General features: G+C 69.8%; 21 protein-coding genes. 11 read left to right on the top strand and 10 right to left on the bottom strand.

The genetic code is table 11. The features are described 5' to 3' along the window. Nucleotides 1-983: dicarboxylate/amino acid:cation symporter (locus G4D87_RS14030; RefSeq protein ID WP_163782572.1), on the top strand; the 983-nt coding region annotated here is incomplete at its 5' end. 11 nt (nucleotides 984-994) lie between these two features. Here G4D87_RS14030 and mnhG read toward each other — a convergent pair. The 8 genes from mnhG to G4D87_RS13990 all read right to left on the bottom strand — a co-directional run bounded on the left by mnhG (nucleotide 995) and on the right by G4D87_RS13990 (nucleotide 8,543). Next, a complete protein-coding gene (mnhG, locus tag G4D87_RS14025) occupies nucleotides 995-1,366 on the bottom strand; it encodes a monovalent cation/H(+) antiporter subunit G (protein WP_163782571.1) in 372 nt (123 codons plus the stop codon). Next, nucleotides 1,363-1,644 carry an MrpF/PhaF family protein gene (locus G4D87_RS14020; RefSeq protein WP_163782570.1) on the bottom strand — a complete coding sequence of 94 codons (282 nt, stop codon included), beginning with the start codon at nucleotides 1,642-1,644 and terminating at the stop codon, nucleotides 1,363-1,365. Before G4D87_RS14020 ends, mnhG begins: the two co-directional genes overlap by 4 nt. Continuing rightward, nucleotides 1,641-2,114 carry a Na+/H+ antiporter subunit E gene (locus G4D87_RS14015; RefSeq protein ID WP_163782569.1) on the bottom strand — a complete coding sequence of 158 codons (474 nt, stop codon included), beginning with the start codon at nucleotides 2,112-2,114 and terminating at the stop codon, nucleotides 1,641-1,643. Before G4D87_RS14015 ends, G4D87_RS14020 begins: the two co-directional genes overlap by 4 nt. Continuing rightward, on the bottom strand, nucleotides 2,111-3,616 hold the full coding sequence (locus G4D87_RS14010; RefSeq protein ID WP_163782573.1) for a proton-conducting transporter transmembrane domain-containing protein: 1,506 nt from the start codon (nucleotides 3,614-3,616) through the stop codon (nucleotides 2,111-2,113). Before G4D87_RS14010 ends, G4D87_RS14015 begins: the two co-directional genes overlap by 4 nt. Beyond that, nucleotides 3,616-3,972 carry an NADH-quinone oxidoreductase subunit K gene (locus tag G4D87_RS14005; RefSeq protein WP_163782568.1) on the bottom strand — a complete coding sequence of 119 codons (357 nt, stop codon included), beginning with the start codon at nucleotides 3,970-3,972 and terminating at the stop codon, nucleotides 3,616-3,618. Before G4D87_RS14005 ends, G4D87_RS14010 begins: the two co-directional genes overlap by 1 nt. Nucleotides 3,973-3,974: 2 nt before the next feature. Beyond that, nucleotides 3,975-4,418: a Na+/H+ antiporter subunit B gene (locus G4D87_RS14000; RefSeq protein ID WP_163782567.1), complete on the bottom strand. Its 444-nt coding sequence runs from the start codon at nucleotides 4,416-4,418 to the stop codon at nucleotides 3,975-3,977. Next, on the bottom strand, nucleotides 4,415-6,724 hold the full coding sequence (mbhE, locus tag G4D87_RS13995; protein WP_240358266.1) for a hydrogen gas-evolving membrane-bound hydrogenase subunit E: 2,310 nt from the start codon (nucleotides 6,722-6,724) through the stop codon (nucleotides 4,415-4,417). Before mbhE ends, G4D87_RS14000 begins: the two co-directional genes overlap by 4 nt. A gap of 163 nt (nucleotides 6,725-6,887) precedes the next feature. Continuing rightward, nucleotides 6,888-8,543, bottom strand: coding sequence for a sensor histidine kinase (locus G4D87_RS13990; RefSeq protein WP_163782565.1), 1,656 nt, complete (start codon nucleotides 8,541-8,543; stop codon nucleotides 6,888-6,890). A gap of 342 nt (nucleotides 8,544-8,885) precedes the next feature. On the opposite strand from G4D87_RS13990, the gene G4D87_RS13985 reads away from it, so the two are divergent. The 5 genes from G4D87_RS13985 to G4D87_RS13965 all read left to right on the top strand — a co-directional run bounded on the left by G4D87_RS13985 (nucleotide 8,886) and on the right by G4D87_RS13965 (nucleotide 14,303). After that, complete coding sequence (locus G4D87_RS13985) at nucleotides 8,886-9,956, top strand: AAA family ATPase (protein WP_163782564.1); 1,071 nt, start codon at nucleotides 8,886-8,888, stop codon at nucleotides 9,954-9,956. Continuing rightward, nucleotides 9,953-10,789: a DUF3226 domain-containing protein gene (locus tag G4D87_RS13980; protein ID WP_163782563.1), complete on the top strand. Its 837-nt coding sequence runs from the start codon at nucleotides 9,953-9,955 to the stop codon at nucleotides 10,787-10,789. Before G4D87_RS13985 ends, G4D87_RS13980 begins: the two co-directional genes overlap by 4 nt. 148 nt (nucleotides 10,790-10,937) lie before the next feature. Next, a complete protein-coding gene (locus G4D87_RS13975) occupies nucleotides 10,938-11,897 on the top strand; it encodes a Rieske 2Fe-2S domain-containing protein (RefSeq protein WP_163782562.1) in 960 nt (319 codons plus the stop codon). Then, on the top strand, nucleotides 11,881-12,807 hold the full coding sequence (locus tag G4D87_RS13970) for a fatty acid desaturase (protein ID WP_163782561.1): 927 nt from the start codon (nucleotides 11,881-11,883) through the stop codon (nucleotides 12,805-12,807). Before G4D87_RS13975 ends, G4D87_RS13970 begins: the two co-directional genes overlap by 17 nt. Then, nucleotides 12,804-14,303, top strand: coding sequence for a phosphatase PAP2 family protein (locus tag G4D87_RS13965; protein ID WP_163782560.1), 1,500 nt, complete (start codon nucleotides 12,804-12,806; stop codon nucleotides 14,301-14,303). The genes G4D87_RS13970 and G4D87_RS13965 overlap by 4 nt, the downstream gene beginning before the upstream one ends. On the opposite strand, the gene G4D87_RS13960 is transcribed toward G4D87_RS13965, so the two are convergent. Then, a complete protein-coding gene (locus tag G4D87_RS13960; protein WP_163782559.1) occupies nucleotides 14,291-14,914 on the bottom strand; it encodes an SgcJ/EcaC family oxidoreductase in 624 nt (207 codons plus the stop codon). The genes G4D87_RS13965 and G4D87_RS13960 overlap by 13 nt on opposite strands. A gap of 188 nt (nucleotides 14,915-15,102) precedes the next feature. On the opposite strand from G4D87_RS13960, the gene G4D87_RS13955 reads away from it, so the two are divergent. After that, complete coding sequence (locus tag G4D87_RS13955) at nucleotides 15,103-16,047, top strand: patatin-like phospholipase family protein (RefSeq protein WP_205507575.1); 945 nt, start codon at nucleotides 15,103-15,105, stop codon at nucleotides 16,045-16,047. Here G4D87_RS13955 and G4D87_RS13950 read toward each other — a convergent pair. Continuing rightward, the gene (locus tag G4D87_RS13950; RefSeq protein ID WP_163782557.1) at nucleotides 16,044-16,793 is read right to left on the bottom strand and encodes a TVP38/TMEM64 family protein; all 750 of its coding nucleotides are present in this window, start codon (nucleotides 16,791-16,793) and stop codon (nucleotides 16,044-16,046) included. The genes G4D87_RS13955 and G4D87_RS13950 overlap by 4 nt on opposite strands. Before the next feature lie 308 nt (nucleotides 16,794-17,101). Between G4D87_RS13950 and G4D87_RS13945 the strand changes: the two genes are divergently transcribed. From G4D87_RS13945 to G4D87_RS13930, 4 genes are all read left to right on the top strand, one after another. Next, nucleotides 17,102-17,557 carry a general stress protein gene (locus G4D87_RS13945; RefSeq protein ID WP_163782556.1) on the top strand — a complete coding sequence of 152 codons (456 nt, stop codon included), beginning with the start codon at nucleotides 17,102-17,104 and terminating at the stop codon, nucleotides 17,555-17,557. A gap of 47 nt (nucleotides 17,558-17,604) precedes the next feature. Further along, nucleotides 17,605-17,943 (top strand): hypothetical protein, encoded by a 339-nt coding sequence (locus G4D87_RS13940; RefSeq protein ID WP_163782555.1) that lies wholly within the window; start codon nucleotides 17,605-17,607, stop codon nucleotides 17,941-17,943. Between the two features lie 32 nt (nucleotides 17,944-17,975). Next, nucleotides 17,976-19,199, top strand: coding sequence for a sodium:proton exchanger (locus G4D87_RS13935; RefSeq protein WP_163782554.1), 1,224 nt, complete (start codon nucleotides 17,976-17,978; stop codon nucleotides 19,197-19,199). After that, the coding region (locus G4D87_RS13930) for a cation:proton antiporter (RefSeq protein ID WP_504112559.1) at nucleotides 19,196-19,852 on the top strand (657 nt) is incomplete at its 3' end. The genes G4D87_RS13935 and G4D87_RS13930, both read left to right, overlap by 4 nt.

Below are 19,852 nucleotides of genomic sequence, written 5' to 3'. Positions count from 1 at the left end.
TCGCCGCGCTGCTGCGCCCGGGGGAGGGCGTGGGCCAGCTCATGGCCAGCGAAACCTACCAGCCGCGGGACGTGCCGGGCCCCATCCAGGTGCTGCTGGACGTGGTGCCCACCAACCCGTTCGCGGCGCTCGCGAACGGGAAGATCCTCCAGGTCATCTTCTTCGCCGGCCTGCTGGGCTTCGCGTTGGTGAAGCTGGGAGAGAAGGCGGCCCGGCTGCGCGGGCTGGTCCGCGAGGCCAGCGACGCGATGATTCAGGTCACCCGCTTCGTGTTGGAGCTCACGCCGCTGGGCACCTTCGGCCTCATCGCCGCGCTGGTGGGCACCTATGGCTTCGAGCGCCTGCTCCCGCTGGGCAAGCTGGTGCTGGCGCTGTACGTGGCGTGTGCGCTGCACATCGTCTTCGTGTACGGCGGGCTCCTGATGGCGCACGGGCTCCATCCGCTGCGCTTCTTCCGAGGCGCCGCGCCCGGCATGCAGGTGGCCTTCGTCAGCGCGTCCAGCTTCGCGTCCATGCCGGTGGCCCTGCGCGCGGTGACGCACAACCTGGGCGTCAACAAGGACTACGCGGCCTTCGCCGTGCCGCTGGGGGCCAGCATCAAGATGGACGGGTGCGGCGCCATCTACCCAGCCATCGCGTCGCTCTTCGTCGCGCAGTACTTCAACCTGGAGCTGTCCGCGTCGCAGTACTTCATCATCCTGCTGGCGTCGGTGCTGGGCAGCTTCGGCACCGCGGGCGTGCCCGGGACGGCGGTGGTCATGGCCACGGTGGTGCTCAGCTCCGCGGGCCTGCCGCTGGAGGGGCTGGGCTACCTGCTGGCCATCGACCGCGTCCTCGACATGATGCGCACGCTGACCAACGTCACCGGGCAGATGCTGGTGCCGGTGCTGGTGGCGCGCGAGGAGGGGTTGCTCGATGCCGCCGTCTACAACGGCGCGTCCCCCGCCATCGCGCTGCAGGAGGACGTGGTGAAGGCGGACTGAGCCTCGCGCGCTCAGTCCTCGCCGTCGGGCCCCAGGCGCGGCTCATACGGACCGCCCGCGGGGTGGTGTTCCTCCAGGTCGTTCTGGTGCGTCCGCTCCCACAGTGGAAGCCCGGCGCGGAACGCGGCCTGGGCGATGAGCAGCGTGGCCACCGGCGTCATCACGAAGACGAAGGCGACCCCCAGCACCGCGCGGGCGATCACGCTGACGTCCCCCAGCCCCAGCGCCGCCGCGCCCAGCAGCAGGCCGAGCCCCAGGGAAGAGGCCTTCGCGGCCGCCTGGAGCCGCAGGAACAGGTCCGGCATCCGGAACAGGCCCAGGCCCGCCAGGAGCATCAGCAGCGCTCCCGAGAGCAGCATCGTCGCGGTGATGAAATCCTTCATTGTCTGCCCCTGCCCGCGCTGTAGAGATACCTCGCGATGACGATGGTGCCCATGGACCCGATGACGGCCAGCACGAGCGCCACGTCCACCAGCTCCGGCTGCCCCACCCACAGGGCATAGACGGTGATGACCGCCGCCGTCTGGAGCGAGAAGAGGTCCAGCGCCACGACCCGGTCCGTCAGGGACGGTCCGCGGACCAGCCGGTGCAGCGAGAAGAGCATCGCGATGGACAGCGCGCCCAGGGTGCCCTGGATGATGAACTGCAAGGCGTTGCTCATCGCAGGGCCCTCAGCAGCGGCTTCTCCACGCGCTCGCGGAGCTCCCGGCGGAAGGCCTCCCGTGTCGTGGCGAACATTACATGGATGTAGAGGGCCTTGCGGTCCTCGGAGACCTCCAGCCCCAGCGTCCCTGGAGAGAAGGTGACGATGAGCATCAGCAGGGTGATCTCCGCGTCCGTCCGGGCCTCCATCTCGTAGCGGTAGATGGCGGGGCAGGAGATGAGCCTCGGCGTGGCGATCTCGTAGGCCACGCGCACGTTGGCGACCAGCACGTCCCAGCCGACCCGGGCCACCAGCCGCGCCACGTTCCAGGCCTGCGTCGCGTAGCGCGTGGGCAGGGGCTTCACGTCGATGAGGCCCAGCAGGAGGAAGCCAATCACGAAGCCAGTCAGGAGGTTCGCCGCGTTGACCTCCCCCAGCATCGCGGCCCAGAGCAGGGCCAGCATCAGGTTCCAGAGCAGGGCGGTCATGGGCGCTCCCTCAGCACCGCCCGCACGTACTCCGTGGGGTCGATGAGCTGTCCCGCCGCCGCGTCCGCCAGCTCCAGCAGCGGCTCCGCGCCCACGCCCAGGACGACCATGAAGGTCGTCATCGCGATGCACGGCCCGAGCACGCCGTCGCCCAGGCTCAGTGGCCGGTTGGGCTCCTGCGGCTGGTTCTCCGGGGGCGCCTTCCAGAAGGCCTCGCGCCAGATCTTCATCATGGAGAAGAGGGTCAGCAGGCCCACGACCACCGCCGTCCCCGCGATGACCCAGTGCTGGGTCCGCAGCGCGGCCTGGATGATGGCCAGCTTGGCGAAGAAGCCGGAGAAGGGGGGCACCCCCGCGAGCGACAGCGCGGGGATGAAGAACAGCGCGGCCAGCAGGGGCTGCGTCCGATACAGGTTGCCCATCTGGTGCAGGTCATAGGTGCGGGTGACGCGCGCGGTGGCCCCGCTGACCAGGAACAGCGCGGACTTCGCGAAGATGTAGTGGATGAGGAAGGCGATGAGCGCCGCCAGGGCGCCGCGGGTCATCAGTCCTAGGGCGGCGATGAGGTAGCCAATCTGGCTGATGATGTGGAAGGACAAGAGCCGGCGCACGTCGTACTGCGCGACCGCGCCCAGCACGCCCGTCACCATCGTCAGGCCGCCCATCACCAGCAGGAGGGTGCTGGTGAACCGCGCGTCCTGCGTGAAGACCAGGGTGAAGACGCGCGCCAGGGCGTAGACGCCCACCTTGGTGAGGAGCGCGGAGAACAGCGTCGTCACCGCCGCCGGAGGCGTGTGGTAGGACGCCGGCAGCCAGAAGAAGAGGGGGAAGGCGCCCGCCTTCAGCGCGAAGGCCACCAGGAAGAACATGGACACGGCCGTCATCAGCCTCGGCGTGCCCAGGCCCGGCACCGTGACGGACAGGTCCGCCAGGTTCAGCGTCCCCGCCACGCCGTACAGCAGGCCCACGGCGCACAGCAGCACCACGGAGCCGATGAGGCTCAGCGACATGTACTTGATGGACGCCTCGAGCTGCTCCTGCCGGGCCTCCAGCGCGAGCAACACGAACGAGGCGCCCAGCATGACCTCAATCCACACGAAGAGGTTGAAGAGGTCTCCGGTGAGGAACGCGCCGCACACGCCCCCCACGAGCACCAGCACCAGCGGGTAGTAGGCGCCCGCCTCCCGCGAGGCCGGGAGCGTGGCCGCGGAGAAGGAGACCACCGTCAGTCCCATCAGCCCGGTGACGAGCACCATCAGCGCGCTGAGCAGGTCCGCGACCAGGGTGATGCCGAAGGGCGCCGCCCAGCCGCCCATCTGCGCGGCCTGGATGCCGTTGCGCCGCACCGTCACCAGCAGCAGCGCGCCCACGGCGGTGACGGACACCATGGTCATCAGCGCCAGCCACCGGCGCGGCCAGGCGCGGGACGGGGTGAGCTGGCCCGCCGCCGCGGCGCCCAGGCACAGAATCATGGGCAGGCTGAGCAGCGCCGAAGACGGCATCATTGGGAGTCCTTCAGCTCGGTGCGCAGCGCGCGGGTGTCGTCGGTCCCCGTCTCCTGCGCCGCCCGGTGCACCAGCACCAGCAGCAGAGCGAGCAGCCCGAAGTTGATGACGATGGCGGTGAGGATGAAGGCCTGCGGCAGCGGGTCCGCGAAGGGCCGGGTGAGCGCCTCCTGGCCTTCGGGCACCAGGGGCGCGAAGCCGCGCTGGAGCCCGTTGACGGTGAACAGCAGCAGGTTGCTGGCGCTGCCCAGCAGCACCAGGCCCAGCGCCAGCCGGACGACGCTGTGGAGCATCAGGCAGTACAGCCCCGCCGCGAAGAGGGCGCCCACGGTGAGCGCGAGGAACAGCTCCATGTCTACCTCCCCAGCTCTGGCGCGGTCGTCTCCTCACCCCGGCTCATGCCCAGGATGAAGGACATCGCCGTGCCCAGGACGGCCAGGTACACGCCCACGTCGAAGAGCTGCGGGGTGCCCACCTTCAACCCGTCCGACCAGGGCAGGGGCACCTGGCCCCAGAGGCTGGAGAGGAACGAGCGGCCCTCCAGCATGGCGGGGACGCCGCTGAGCAGCGCCACCAGCAACCCCGCCGCCGCCAGCCGGGTGGGGTGGACGCGCAGTTGCCTGCGCGCGGCGGACCGGCCAAAGGCGACCATCTGCAGCGCGAAGGCCGCCGCCGCCAGCAGGCCGCCGACGAAGCCGCCGCCGGGGATGTCGTGGCCGCGCACGGCCAGCACCAGGGACACGAGCAGGAGCACCGGCGCCATCATCCGCGCCACGGTGTGCATCACCACGGGGTTCATACCTGTCTCTTCTTTCTCCGGGAGCGCGTGCGGAACAGGAGATAGACACCCAGCCCCGACGTCGCCAGCACGGCGGTCTCCCCCAGCGTGTCGAGTGCCCGGAAGTCCACCAGGATGACGTTGACGATGTTCAGCCCCTTGCCGCCGGGCACGCTCTGGGCCGCGTAGAAGTCCGCCAGCCGCGTGTGCGTGGGCACCGCGGCCACGTGCAGCAGCGTCCAGGTGACGAGCCCGCCCACGGCCAGGGGCAGCGCCGCCGTCCACCAGCGGAAGCGGTGCTCGTGCGGCTGGACGGGGAAGCGCGCGAAGACGAGCGCGAACAGGATGACGGTGAGCGTCTGCACCACGACCTGCGTCATGGCCAGGTCCGGCGCGCCGAAGAACACGTACAGCAGCGCCTCCGCCAGGCCCAGCGCGCCCAGCGCGAGGATGGACGTCAGCGCCGAGCGCGACACCACGGCCAGCACCGCCGACACCAGGATGCCCACCAGGACCACCACCTCATAGGGCAGCACGTCCATGGACACGCCCCGGGGCCAATCCCTCAGCCGCAGCACCACCGCGAGCGCCAGCAGCCCGCCGAACGTGGCGATGGTGACGACGATGTACTGGTGCAGCGAGCCGGTCTGGAGCACCCGCGTCATCCACGAGGACAGCTTGAGCAGGCCGCTCAGGGAGGCCTGGTAGAAGTGCTCCGGGCCGTGGCTGGACAGGTTCAGGGCGCGCAGGCCCTTCAGCACCGGCTGGCGCAGCGCGAAGAGGCCTCCGCCCAGCACGAGGCTCCCCGCGCTCAAGCCCAGCGCGGGCGTCACGCCATGCCACAGCGTCAGCTCGAGGCCTCCCGCCTGGCTTCCGCCGATGTCCACCGCCGCCATGGCCAGCAGAGGCTGGATGGCCCAGGGCACCAGGCCCAACACCAGCCCCGCGGCGGCGAGCAGCGCGGGCCCCACCCACATGGACGGCGGCGCTTCGTGGACCTCCGACTCCGGCTTCGCGGCGCGGAACGTCCTGCCCGCGAAGGGCTGCACGCCCACGCGGAGCGCCGCGGCCACCATGCCGCCGAAGCCCACCATGGCCCCCACCGCCAGGGGCCAGCCTCCCGGGCCCTTCAGGCAGGCCTCGTAGATGAGCTCCTTGCCCACGAAGCCGAAGAGCGGGGGCAGGCCCATCATCGACAAGGCGGCGGCCGCGGCGGCGGCGGCCGTCATCGGCAGGTGCTTGCGCAGCCCGCCCAGGCGCGTCACGTCGCGCGTGCCCGTCTCGTGGTCCACCGAGCCCGCCACCAGGAACAGCGTGCCCTTGTAGAGCGCGTGCGCGGTGAGGAACGTCACCATGGCCTGGATGGCGGCCGGGGTGCCCTGGCCGAGCAGCATCACCAGCGCCCCCAGGACGCTCACCGTCGCGTACGCGAGCACCAGCTTGAGGTCCGTGTGCCCCAGCGCCAGCAGGGCGCCCAGCACCATCGTCACCGTGCCCACGACGGTGAGGATGTTCTGCCAGGAGGGGGTGCCTCCCAGGACGGGCGACAGCCGCGCCAGCAGGAAGACGCCCGCCTTCACCATGGTGGCGGAGTGGAGGTACGCGCTCACGGGCGTGGGCGCGGTCATCGCGCCCGGCAGCCAGGTGTGGAACGGCATCTGCGCGGACTTGGTGAACGCGCCGCCCAGCACCAGCAGGAGGATGGCCAGGTAGCGGGGGCTGCCGCGCACGGTGTCCGCGGCGGCGATGGTGCCGGAGATGGACAACGTGCCCACCAGGTCGCCCAGCAGGAGCAGGCCCACCAGCAGGGACTGGCCGCCCAGCGCGGTGATGAGCAGGGCCCGCTGCGCGGACTCGCGGGCGGCGTCTTCCTTGTGCTCGAAGCCGATGAGGATGAACGAGCTGAAGGTCGTCACCTCCCAGCAGATGAAGAGCAGGAGCGTGTTGTCGGCGAGGACGATGCCCAGCATCCCGGCCATGAACAGCAGGAGCCAGCCGTAGAAGCGGCCCAGCACCTCATGGTGGACCAGGTAGCGCCCCGCGTAGATGACCACGAGCGTGCCCAGGCCCGTGATGAGCAGCGCCATCAGCAGGGACAGGCCGTCCAGTCGCAGCGCGAAGTCGATGCCCAGGTCCGGCATCCACGACAGCGTCAGCGAGGGCACCTCACCGCGAACTCCGGCGGGAACCTGTGCGCCGAACCACACGGCCAGCCCCGCCGGACACAGGGCGAGCACCCAGCCCGCCCAGGACTTGAACAGCCGGGTGATCGGTACGGCCAATGCCGCGACGATGAAGGGAACGAAGAAGGCGATGCACAGAGCCATGACCGGCGCCCAGCAGGCCATTGCCGGGTGCCTGCCTCCAGGCTTCTTCCTTGCACGCTCCACCCGGGAGCCAGTGGTGGACACTCCCGCACGTCACCCGACTTCGAAGTGTCCACCAGTCCCCGGGGGCTGCCCCGGCCGCTGGACGGGCGGAGGTCCCGGCTCACGGGTCGCGAGGTTGGTAGTGGCGGGCGTCCAGCGGCAGCTCCAGGGTGAAGGTCGTTCCAGTCGCCGCGTCACTCTGGACGGAGACGGTCCCTCCATGTGCTTGCGCACACCCCCAGACGAGCGTCAGTCCAAGCCCCCAACCCTTCGAAGGGCCCTTGCTCGCGGAATGGGTCCGGGTGAAGGGCTTGAAAATCTGTTCCTGGTCCGCGGGCGCGATGACGGGGCCGCGGTTGTGGACAGACGCTCGGGCCAGGTCGCCGGCTCGGGTGACGGTGAAGGTGATGGGCTCCGTGGCGGACCCGTACTTGACGGCGTTGCTGCCCAGGTTCCAGAGGGCGCGACGCAGCTCCTCCGCGCTCCAGATTCCCCGGACGCGCTCCTCCGCCTGGAGCACGAAGCGGTCCCCATGGAGCGCGCTCAGCTCTTCGACCACTTCCTGGGCGACACCGCCCAGGTCGCACATGTCGAGGCGAAGCGGGAGCCGCTGGCCTCCCCGGATGCGGTTCGCGTCGAGCAGGTCCCGCACCATCTGGTCGGTGCGTTCGATGTTCCGGTCGATGCGCAGTGCCAGGTCGCGTCGTTGGTCCAGTCGCTCGGGATGCCGGATGAGGAGCTGCGCGCCTGACTTCGCCGCCGACAGCGGTCCGCGAAGGTCATGGGCGAGCACCGAGACGAAGTGCTCTCGAAGCGCCCGTTCGGCCTGCAACGCTTCGATCTTCTCGCGCAGGTTCGCGTAGAGCTTGGCGTTGTCCAGGTGGACGCTCAGCTGCTGGCTCAGGGAGAGGAGCCGCCCCTTCTCCCGGGCGGTGAACTCGCGGACCTCGGAGAGGCCGACGTACAAGATGCCCACCAGCGCGCGGTGGAGCGGGAGCCGGACCCCGAGCAGCGAATGCAACCCGCTTTGGCGAAGCGTGGGGCTCAACTCGAGCGACGTCGTCTCGGCATCCCGGACGGAGAGGGTCTCCTCGCCCCCAACGGCGACGCTCCCTGGAAAGGACTCGGGACTGACGGAGGACACGTAGTGCTCGAGGTGCTCGCTCGCCAGCCCCGCGGCGGCGGCGGTGACCAGCTCCTCTTTCTCGGCGTCATACAGGAGCACCGCCGCGCTCCGTGCGCCCATGGCATCGAGGATCAGCTCAAGGACCTCCTTCAAGTGGTCGTGGAGGGTCGTCGTCCCCTCCATGAGCGCGTCGTTGGCCACCTTCTGGAGGAGCCGCAAGTAGCGCTTCTCGGTCTGCTCGTCCTCCATCAGGTACCGGCTGAAGCGCTCCGTCACGAGCGTCGAGGCGGCATGCAGTTCGGTGAAGAGCTGCTCGACGTCCAGCGCGCTGGGACGGGCTTGCGGCGGAGCATCCGCCCACATGCCAGCGATGCAGCGGCCCAGGATGGCGAACTCCTCGGTGACCTCCGCCAGATTGAAGCCCTGCCGGAGGCGGGCGGACACGTGGCTCTCGACGTGGGCTCGCCGGGTGCCGGCATTCGCACCGGGTGCCCCTTCCTCGTCAGCGAGAGAGGCCAGGTAGACAGGCATGAGGTTCTTGAGCTCGGGCCCGTCCAGCCCTCGGGCGGACGCGGCCCGAGCGGCCTGCTCGGACCACCGTTGGATGATTTCCTCTTGGTGTCGGCGGATGGTGCCCGCAACGCTGGTCATCGGGAGTCCTCATCCTCGATGATGGACATTGCTTGCGGCTTCCCGCATCCGGAGACACTCCAAGTGTCTCGTTGAAGGCAATGCGGGCCGGGGCCTCGCTTCCTTCGGTGATGGCGAAGCGCGCCGCTTCCTCGCCCGCCGTGGTCAGCACGCCTGCGGCCACCTCGGCCCCACGGGGAAAGCCGTGACTGCCACAGCGGTATTGGTCCGCAGGACCGCCGTGAACCCGGACAAGGGCAGCCCCAGCAGCGCGGCGTCTGCTCCGGTCACGCGGCCCACCGCGCCCGGCACGCCGCCGATTCGCGATGACGGCCACCCGCGGTCGCTGGTACATGGAGCCATATGGCGAGCCTCGAAGAACTGCGTGTCGACACGTACCGTTCACTGCGGGGTGTGCGGCTTGAGCGTCTCGGCCGAATGAACCTGCTCGTGGGTGGCAATAACGCGGGGAAGACCTCCGTGCTTGAGGCAATCGGGCTGGTCGCCAGGCCTGTGGATCCGGGACAGTGGATCCAGACCGTTACGAACAGGGATGCCTCCGGTCCTCTCGTGGATGGGCTCTGGGCCCTCTTTCCCGATAGCACCGCGCTCAAGCTCGAAGGCGAAAATGAACTGTCAAAGCCCATCTCCATCCATGGGCGTTTCGAGGGGCAGTCCAGACATGTCCGCGCTCAGGCGCTGGCGTATGTCGAGCAGCGATGGTCGGACGTTGACCGGTCAGGTTCAGATCCTCGAAGCGACGTCGTGGTCCGTCTCCACATGGACGTGAGCGCTGGCGACACGCCTCCCATTGCTCATGAGCTGGACTTCGGCTCAACGCCTCGGCGCCTGCCCATCCCCCAGGGGGTCGCGCTGTTCCGTGTCTTCGTCGTCACGCCCATGACGCATCGATCGACCGCGCAGCTCATCACGCACCTCAGCCACGTCATCGACGAAGGCACGAAGGGCAAGGCCGTCGAACTGCTCAGGCTGTTCGACCCGCACGTCAGTGATGTCTTGATCAGCCGGCCTTTCGGGCGCGACGCCATCCGTGTCGTCCATGAAAGGCGAGGGGTTGTAGACCTCGCGACCTTCGGTGATGGGATGCGGCGGGCGTTCGCGATGAGCGTCGCACTCTCTCGGGCGAGCGGCGGCATCTTGCTCGTGGACGAAATCGAATCCGCCATCCATGCGCGCGCACTCGACTCCGTCCTGCCATGGCTCGTGCGGGCGGCCGGTGAAGCCAACGTACAGATCGTCGCGACGACCCATAGCCTGGAAGCAGTGGATGCTTCTCTGGGAGCGTTCGTGAGCTCGGCTCCAGAGGAGGTCATCACCTATCACCTTCGGCGCTCGGAGAGCGGTCATGCATGCCTCCGGTACGACCTGAACGGGCTGCGTAGCTTGCGTGATGAAGGGCTCGATATCCGATGAGCAACCATGTCTACCTGCTCACCGAAGGCGTGCATGACGTCGCATTCATGGGCAAGCTGCTGAAGCTATCGTTGGGCTTCGAGCACGTCTCGAAGGAAGCGGGGCTCGACCCGGTATGGAAGCGCATCCTCCCCACAAAGTGGCCTCATGACGGCTCACTTCGAGCGTCCGTGCCCGCTCCGGTCTTCTACCGTGACCCAGGAAGTGAAACCTCTGTTGCTATCGTCAATTCCCAGGGCATCAGTGAGCTCGCCAAGAAGCTTGAGACGCATCGGAAAGCGTTGGCGCTCGACGGTGTGACTCTGGATGCAGTGGGGGTCGTGCTCGATGCCGACGCGCAGGAGGCGCCGCAACAACGGTTCACGAGAATGGCGGATGCAATCGCCACCAATGGTTTCCCGCGTCCCTCGGTGATGGAGGTCGTCACGGGGCAGCCGCGAACGGGCGTGTTCGTCCTTCCTGGTGGAGGGCACCCTGGGACGCTGGAGGACCTCCTGCTGGAGTGCGCGGCGGTCGCGTACCCAAAATTGCGAACGCATTCAGAGCAGTTCGTGGATGGGCTGGACCGCACCGCGCCCGAGTTCATGTCAGGGGAGCTCAAGGACCTGTCCGCGCCCGCAGGCCGGCACAAAGCCGTGGTGGCGGCGATGAGCGCCATCCTGAAGCCTGGACGGCCGGTCCAGGCCACCATCGAAGACAATCGCTGGGTCGCGAAGAGCACCGTCGCTCTTCCGCAAGTCGCCGCGCTCGTGGGGTTCCTGGCCGACCTCACGCGAGCGCCCCCCTCGTCCGCCGGCGCGCCACCTGCTCCCCCGGCACCATCGGTTCCTTGATCCGCAGGTTCAGAGGGAGCCGTGGAGGGGTAGTTCCGCCTTTCGCCTCGCAGTGCTTCTTCTCGTCGCGTTCCGGAGGTGTCGCGAGAAGCGCTGCCACCTTCGGGGACCACTCGGGCCCCTGACGCAGTCCTGTTAGGGTCTCGACATGGTGGTGAAGATTGCCTCGCGGCCGGAGCCTGTGCGTCGCCCCGAACTGTGCCGCCTACGCGCGTGGCACCTCGTGTGCCCCTCCGAGGCGCTCCGGCCTGGACAGGTGATGCGCTGGAGCACGGGCGCGCGGGAGCTGGTCCTCTTCCGGGGACGGAGCGGCGCGGTGAACGCGCTCGCCGCCCATTGTCCCCATATGGGCGCGCACCTGGGCGGTGGCACCGTGGTGGGGGATTCGCTGCGCTGTCCGCTCCACCACTGGCGGTTCGACGGCAGTGGTGCCTGCCCGGGGAAGACGGCGCAGCGGGCGTTCCCCGTGGTGGAGCGGTACGGCGCCATCCTGGTCTTCAACGGTCCGGTGGTGCTCTTTCCTCCGCCGGAGGTGGGCAGCGGAGCGCTGCGCTGGGGCACGTCGGCTCGCTTCGCGGTCCGGTGTGACTGGCTGCCCGTGGTGGCCAACGCCTTCGATTTGGAGCACCTGCGCACGGTGCACCAGCGCGAGCTGCGGGACGCCCCGGTGGTGGAGCGGCCGGACCCGTTCACCTTGCGCGTTCGCTACACGTCCCGCGTCACGGGAACCGGGCTCAGTGACCGGGTGATGAAGTGGCTGTCTGGCAATCGCATCGGCGTCACGCTCACGCTGCACGGCGGCACGCTCATGTCCGTGGAGAGCGACCTGGGGCGCACGCGCAGCGCGTTGCTCGCCGGCCTCCATCAGAGCGAGCAGGGGGTGTTCATCCGGCTCGCCTTCGCCGCGCGCCGCAGCCGGCTACCGGGGGTGGACTGGCTGGCGCTCCAGGTGTCGCGGTGGCTGTTCACGTCGTTCCTGCGGCGCGACCTGTCCGTGCTCGACGGGATGCGCTTCAACATGGCGGGGGCGGCGGAGGACCCGGTGCTGCGCCAGGTGCTCGACTTCACCGACGGCCTGCCGGAGGCGCACGATGACGACCGCGGGTGAGGGCGAGGCAACCCCGATTCCGGCCGCGCTCAACGCCGTCCTCCTGGTCTGCGCCATGGCGGCCTGTGCCGCGTGCTTGTGGCTGGCGTCCCACGCGGAGCGGCTCGCCGTCCAGCTCCTGGCCGCGGGCGTCTTCTCCTTCGTGAACAACACCGTGTTCTCGCTGCTGCATGAGGCCACGCACGGCGTGCTGCACCCCGTGCGGCGGGTGAATGACACGCTGGGCCGGGTGGCCGCGGCGTTCTTTCCCACGTCCTTCACGATGCAGCGCGCCTTCCACCTGAACCACCACCGCCACAACCGGACGCACCTGGAGCAGTTCGATTACTTCCGGCCCGGAGACAACCGCCTCCTGAAGCGGGCGCAGTGGTACTCCATCCTCACCGGCCTCTACTGGCTGTTCGTCCCGGTGGGAGCGGTGGCCTTCGCGCTCGTCCCCGGGCTGCTGCACCGGCTGCGCGGCACGGGCACCCGGTACGGCGAGCAGACGGGCGCGGACGCGTACCTCGGGCGTCTGGAAGCAGCGCCTGGACGCGCCATCCGCGCGGAGGTGCTGCTGGCGGCCTGCGTGCAGGTGGGGCTCGTGGTGGCGTTCGATGTATCAGCGGCGGGGTGGGGGCTCTGCTACGCCGCCTTCGCCGTCAACTGGAGCGCGCTCCAGTACGCGGACCATGCGTGGTCTCCGCTGCACGTCCGTGACGGCGCGTGGGATTTGCGCGTGGCCGCTCCGGTGCGCTGGCTGTTCCTCAACTACCACCATCACCGGGCCCACCACCGGCACCCGCATGTTCCCTGGCTCTACCTGGGTCGCTACGTGGACCCGGAGGTGACGCGGCCGTCCTTCCTGCGCATCTGGCTGTCCATGTGGCGGGGCCCCCGGCCACTGCCCGCCGCCGTGGAGGACCGATGAGCCCGCGTCCCGCGTTGTTCGGCTGGCCACGCCAGGAAGCGCTGGCCGTCACGGCCACCATGGCCACGGGCTTCGCCCTGTTCTTCGTGGCCGTCTACGGCGGCGCGAGCTGGCTCACGGGCTTCTACACCGGGGGCCTCCGGGTGGAGCTGCCCTTCGAGCGCCACATTCCCTTCATTCCGTCCTGGGCGCTGGTCTACGTCAGCATGGACGTGCTGCTCCTGCTGTCCCTGTTCGTCTTCCGGACGTGGCGGGACATGGTGCCCTTCGCGTTGGCGCTGTGCGTGGAGACCGCGCTCGCGGCCGTGTGCTTCCTGCTCTTCCCGGTGGAGGTGGCCTGGCCGCCGCGCGCCGTGGAAGGGCGCTGGGCGGGGGTCTTCCAACTGGCGGACACGCTCAACCTGGAGCGGAACTACCTCCCGTCCCTCCACGTCGCCTTCGCGTGCACGGCGGCCCTGGCCTACGCGGAGCGGGCCGGGGTGCTGGGGCGTGCCGTGCTCGGCCTGTGGGCGCTGGCCATCGCGGCGTCGACGTTGCTCATCCACGAGCACCACCTGGTGGACGTGGTGGCGGGGGCGTTGCTGGCCTGGGGCACCTGGCGGTGGGTGGCGCCCTGGGCGCGCCGCGCGGCGTTCCTGGAGGCCCTGCGAGTCGAGGCCCTGTGCGCCCGGGAGTCCTACCGCTTCGCGCGGCGTCACCTGCGCTACGGACTGATTGCCCTGGTGCTCTACCGCTACACGCTGAGCCGGTGGTGGCGCGAGGCACGGGTGGCCCGGGTGGGCTTCTGCTTCCTCCAACTGGTGGACGACGTGCTGGATGGGGACCGCGCGGTGGACGGAGAGCCGCTCGACTGGGTGGACGCGCTCCTCCTGGAGTTGGAGTCCGGGCGAGGGGAGGACCGGGGGACGGCGGCCACGCTGGGGCGCGTACTGCTGGAGCGGCTGGGTGACGACGCGGCGCGCGCCCAGGTCTTCGCGCTGGTGCGGACGATGCGAAAGGACCGGGAGCGGGTGAAGGACGGACAGTGGTGGAGCCCGGAGGCCCTTCGCGCGCAGCAGCACGACACGTTCCGCTTGTCGGTGGACCTGATGCTGCACGTCGCCGGGGCGGGCGTCAGCGCTGATGAGGCGCCCGCGCTGATGGCGGCCTTCGGCTGGTGCTCGGTGATGCGGGACCTGCGGGAGGACCTGGCCCAGGGGCTCTACAACGTTCCGGAAGGGGTCGCGGCGGCCGTCCGTGGCGAGGGCGCGGACCCGACGCGCCTCGACGCGCTGCTGGGCGCGGAGGCGGGCCGCGCGTGGATGATGGCGGAGTACGTCCGGGCCAGGGCGTTGTTGGATGACTCGGCCGGACAGTTGGCGGCACTGGAGGGCCGTCCGGGGCTGGCGCTGCTGCGCCTGTTCCACCGCTCCATCGAGTCCTTCTGGCGCAAGCGCCTGCCCCGGCGCCATCCCTTCCTGGCCGAGGTCACAGCCCGCCAGCTTCAGGGCGCGTGAGGGGCGGGCCCGGACTTGCCGCGCCGCAACCTCCGGCCTACGACGGCGCCCGCCACGAGCGCGCCCAGTCCGATGACCGTCACTCCCGCCAGCGCGAGGTGCTTCACCCGCGTGAGGAGGGGATTGTCGAAGACGTTGGTGGAGTAGTGGAACGCGGCGATCTGCCAGCGGTCGCCCTCCCGGACCAAGGTGCAGGTCCACCGGCCGTCGATGACGATGTCCGTGCCGTCCGTGAGGACGTAGTGGTCTCTCGACGAGCCGCGCGCGATGCCGGTGTCACCGTACAGGCGAGTCAAGTCATCCACCTCGAACTTCGCCTGGATGCGGTCCACGACGCGATTCGGCCCGCGCATCATCTCGTCGTAGTACGCGCGGATGGACTCCTTCCCCACGCGCACGTCGTTGTTCATCGTCGTGAAGGCGACCTCCGGGTGCAGGTGGCTCAGCAGCCGGTCGATGTCCTGGGCATTGAGGGCATCTTCCATCTCCTGCTTGAGGACGCGCAGGGCGTCATGGGTGGCCGCGTCGGCGGTGGGCGGCTGGGCCAGCGTCGCGGACGGCAGGAACGCGAACAGCAGCGCCACCACACAACATCCAGGCAAGCGGATCATCGAGGCTCCGGAGGGGTGAATCCGCCCATCCTAGAGAGCCTTCCGGCCCGGGGTGCAGGGAAGTTGCCGTCCGAGGTGCCCCAGGGCACCGGGGGCCGGTGGACAGGGGCCCACGCCCTGGGGTGATTCCTGCCGGCCTGGCACGCGCCTATCCATCTGCGCCAGGTCCATTTCCCAGGAGGCGTGCCATGAAGGATCGTCCCGCAACACTCGTACTGTCCGGCGGTGGCGCCAAGGGAGCCTTCCAGGTCGGCGCCGAGCGCGTCCTCCGGGAGGTCCATGGCTTCCGCTGGGAGCGCATCTTCGGCGTGTCGGTGGGCGCCCTGAACGCCGCGCTGCTGGCCCAGCACGCCTACCGGGCGCTGAATGACATCTGGTTGAACCTCCGCGAGGCGGACCTCTACCGGAAGCTGCCCTGGCCGCTGGTGGCCCTGCGCGTGGGCCTGTTCCGCAAGCTGGGGCTGTATGACAACGCGCCCATGCGGGAGCTGATCCAGCGGCACGTCGCCGGGAACCACTTCCGGGTGCCCGCCCACGTGGGGCGCGTGTCGCTGGTCTCCGGCAACTACGAGCTGGTGCCCAGCGACTCCAGGGACTTCCTGGATGCCATCTGGCAGAGCGCGACGTTGCCCATCCTCTGGGAGCCCGTCGGCGATTCGGCCCTGGTCGACGGGGGCCTGCGCAACGCCACGCCCCTGGGGGATGCGCTGGAGTTCGGCCCGACGGAAATCGTCGTCGTCGTCTGCTCACCGTCCCGGATTGAACGGGTGAAGCCGCCGGCCAATCTCCTGGAGGTGGCCACGCGCAGCCTGGCCGACATCACCCTCAATGAAATCCTGCTCAATGACGTGGATGCCTTCGTGCGCATCAACGACATCGTCCGTCAGGCCTATGAGGCGGGGCTCACCGTGCGGCGGCCGGATGGAGTGCCCTACCGATACTGCCGCATCACCGTCATCGAGCCCGCCCGGCCCATGGGGGACATGTTGGACTTCGCGCCGGAGGTGATCCGGATGCGGCTGCGACACGGCGAGGAGGTGGCCCGGGCCGTCTCGCTGCCCACGGGCGTGGGCCCTGGAGAGCGCGTGCAGCGCCGCGTGGAGCTCTTCCCGGAGCCCCCCATGCACGCCTAGAGCGCCGCGGGCCTGGCCGCCGCCTTGGAAGGACCGATGGCGCGTGGCACGGGCTCGGGCGGCGGCGGTTCCGCTCGTGGCTCCGGCGCGTCGTCGTTGAGCTCCTTGTAGAAGCGCCGCCCGATGAAGACGCCGAGCACCAGCGACACCACCAGGCCCACGGCGGCGACCGCCGTCATCGTCGTGCGGCCCTGGGCCAGACCGCTGCCCAGCTGCGCCGTGAGGAAGGTGCCGGGAATGGTGCCAATCATGATGCCAGCCAGCGTGGGCACCATCCGCGCCCCGCTCGCCGCCGCCGCCGCCAGCATCACGTCGGTGGGGCAGAGTGGGTTGATGCACGCGGTGAAGGCGAAGAGGAAGTCATGCCGCTTCGCCGCCCGCACCAGTGCGGGATACTTGCTGCCCGCCAGGCGCTTCATCAGCCCCGTGCCCAGCTTGCGCGCCGCGGCGAAAAGCAGCAGGCCCGACAGCAAGCTGCCCGTTAGTGAATAGAGGGTCGCTGCGAGCGTGCCAAACATCATCCCGCCCACGGCCGTCAGCAGCTGACCCGGAAGCAGTGTCACGGGCCGGATGGCAAGGAAGCCGATGTATGCAATAGGCGCCCATTTCCCGAAGGGCTCCAACCAGCTCGCGATGCGCTGCTGGTCGACGAAGTCCGGCCCGAGCAGCCGGAGTGCGACAAGCCCCCCCACTGAAACGAGCATCGGGGCCAACACCCGGAGCCAGGTCTTCACCGACTGCGCCACGCCATACCTCCCCGCGGCCCCACTTCCGCCGCGCCGTGGGCCTGAAAGTGAAGGTGGTTTCGGGAATCCGCAATGTGCAGTGGGGTGTTTCCAACATGAAAGCGTCCGGCCGGGCAGCCCGCCGCCCGGTCCGAAAGCTCGGCAGGCGTCGCGAAACCCACGAAATTACAGCTGTTTTCGTGTGGCGTACCGGGGGTGAACGGCTGGCGGTGTACGGAGCTTGCTTGCATCGGGGCGCTTCCGTCCCAAGGTTTCAGGCAAGGGGCACCAAGGCGAGGGCTGGGGTAGTCACGAGAGGAGACAGGCAAATGTCGGACAAGGACAACAAGGGCAGCATGACGGTGGCCGAAGCAGGTCGGAAGGGTGGCGAGACGGTCCGGAACGAGCGCGGTCGCGAGTTCTACGAGACGATCGGCCGCAAGGGCGGCGCCACGGTGAAGGCCGAGCGCGGTCGCTCCTTCTACGAGGAGATTGGCCGCAAGGGCGGCGAGACGGTGAAGGCCGAGCGCGGCGCCAAGTTCTACGAGGAGATCGGCAAGAAGGGTGGCGATCGTGTGAAGGCCACCCGCGGTCCGAACTTCTACGAGGAGATTGGCCGCAAGGGTGGGCAGAAGGTGAAGAAGCTCATCGAAGAGGGCAAGCGGGCCGCGCGCGCCGCCATGGCGGCGCAGGAGGGCACGGCAGGTGCGCCCACCCAGGAGGGCGCGGCGCCGTCCACACCGCCGTCGTCCGGAGAGCCGGCGGGGCCGGGACAGAACGAGTAGCGCCATGAGGCGTGGCGCCAGACTCGCGGACCGACTAAGAGGGCCGCGTGTACCTGGTCATCACGTTCCTCGAACAGCTGGAAGCAACCGAGCGGGCCATCCGCCGGCTCCGGGAGTTCGGTATCCCGGAGCCGCTGGTGGTGCGGGCTCGGAGCGCGGCGGCGGCGCTGTCCGCCGAGGTCCCCGTGTTCGCGGGGCTCCGCAGCCTGGCGTTGGGCGCCGATGACGACCGCGTCATCCTGGTGAGCCTGTTGCCGGGCCTGCCCGCCGAGGAGATGGAGCGGCTGGTCCAGCGCGTCCAGCTGGAGATGGACGCGGACGATCCACCCATGGGACGGCTGGTCGCCATGCCAGTGATCTCCGCGCCCACGCATCGCCGGTCGTGACGGGAAGCACCCCGTCGTTATAAGCACGGGCTGTGCAAGCGCTGCTCGTCTTCCTATCCATCGCGGCGCTGTCGCTGCTCGCCTCCAGCCGAGCGCTGGACCCGGGGCGCTTTCCGGCGCTGGCGAGGTTGGCGGCCAGCGGCTTCCTCTTCGTCCTGCTCGGCATTCTCCTGGGGCCCTCCGTGGCGGGGGTGCTCACCGAGCGGCACCTGGAGGCCCTGCGCCCGGTGATGGCGCTGGGGCTGGGCACGGCGGGCGTGCTGCTGGGCCTGAACCTGGAGCCCCGCCTGCTGCGCCTGCTGCCACGGCCCGTGTACCTGGCGGCGCTGGCGCACTCCGGAACGGCCTTCTTCTTCGTGGCCTTGCCCTTGCTGGTGCCGCTCATCTTCACGTCCGTCCGGGGCCTGCTCGGCGCGGTGGGCGCTGCGGCGATGCTGGGGGCGGCGGCCAGCCTGTCGTCGGGGCACTCGGCCGTGCTCGCGTGGCGCACGGGGCGCCTGGACCGGGCGCGCGGCCTGGGCGTGGCGCTACTCACCATGTTGGATGACGCGGTGGGGCTGGGCGTGCTGGCGCTGGCGCTGATGATCGGCGCCGCCAGCAACGTGGGCGAAGGCCTGGGGCTGGTGTGTCTGGCCCTGCTGCTGGGCGTCATGTGTGGGGCGCTGCTGGCCTTCCTCACCCATGCGTTGAAGGACCTGGCGGAGCTGACCACGGTGACGCTGGGCGGCGTGGTGCTGGTGAGCGGCGCGGCGGCGTACCTGCGGGTGTCGCCCCTGCTGGCGGGCGTGGCGTGTGGGGCGACGCTGGCGGTGGTGGGCGGCCGCACCTCGGAGCGGGTGGCCCGCGCGCTGGGCCGGGTGGAGCGACCCGTGTTCCTGGTGCTGGTGTTCCTGGTGGGCTGCGCGGTGCACGCCCGGGACTACTGGGGCTGGGCGCTGATGCCCGCCTTCGTGGGCCTGCGCTTCCTGGGGAAGATGCTGGGCGGCCGGTTCGCGCGGCGGCTGGTGCAGCACACGCTGGTGCTGCCCCCCCGGCTGGGCTACGCGCTGATCGCCCAGGGCGGCCTGGCGCTGTGCCTGGTGGCGGAGTACGGGATGCTCGTGCCGGGGGTGCTCGCGCCGCGCGTGCTGGACGTGGTGGTGATGGGCGCGGTGGTCAACGAGCTGCTGGCGGGCCAGGCCTTCCAGTACGTGGTGGACCCGCCCCGTGGCATGTCCTCCGCGAGCTCGCCTGACGGTGACAAGGTGGCGGCATGAAGGGGGCCGTCATCCGGCTGCTGCTGTTGATGGTGCTCCTGGCCATCATCAGCCGGGCGCAGGTGCTCCGGGCGGACTCGGGGACGCCGGTGATGCTGGCCGCGGGCGCGCTGCTGCTGTGCGGCCTGTTCGCGGGCAAGGTGGCCAAGGGCCTGGGCCTGCCGCGCCTCACCGGCTACCTGCTGGTGGGCGTGGCGGTGGGGCCCTATGCGCTGGGCTTCATTCCGAACGCGGGCGTGAAGGGGTTGGAGCTGGTGAAGGGGCTGGCGGTGAGCCTCATCGCGCTGGTGGCCGGCACGGAGCTCCGGCTGGGGCTCATCCGCCGCGTGGGCGCGCGCGTGGCCTTGCTGTGCGTGGCCGTGTGCGGCGTCACCTTCCTGGTGTGCTTCGCGGCCACCTTCGCGCTCAAGCCCTTCCTGCCCTTCCTGGCGGGGATGACGGTGCCCCAGGCGCTGGCGGTCAGCGCGCTGCTGTCCACGGTGGTGGTGTCGTTCTCGCCCACGGTCACCATCGCCATCGTCCAGGAGACGCGCGCGCGCGGCGCCTTCACGGAGTTCCTGATGGCGCTGGTCATCATCGGCGACCTGCTGGTGATGGTGGCCTTCGCGCTGGCCGCGGGCCTGACGAAGGCGAGCTTCGGCGGCGGGCTGGAC

Origin of the sequence: Myxococcus vastator (genome assembly GCF_010894475.1) — a bacterium.
Lineage (GTDB): Bacteria > Myxococcota > Myxococcia > Myxococcales > Myxococcaceae > Myxococcus > Myxococcus vastator.
Note: the sequence above shows the minus strand (reverse complement) of the source record. Positions and strands in the feature narration are given on the sequence as shown.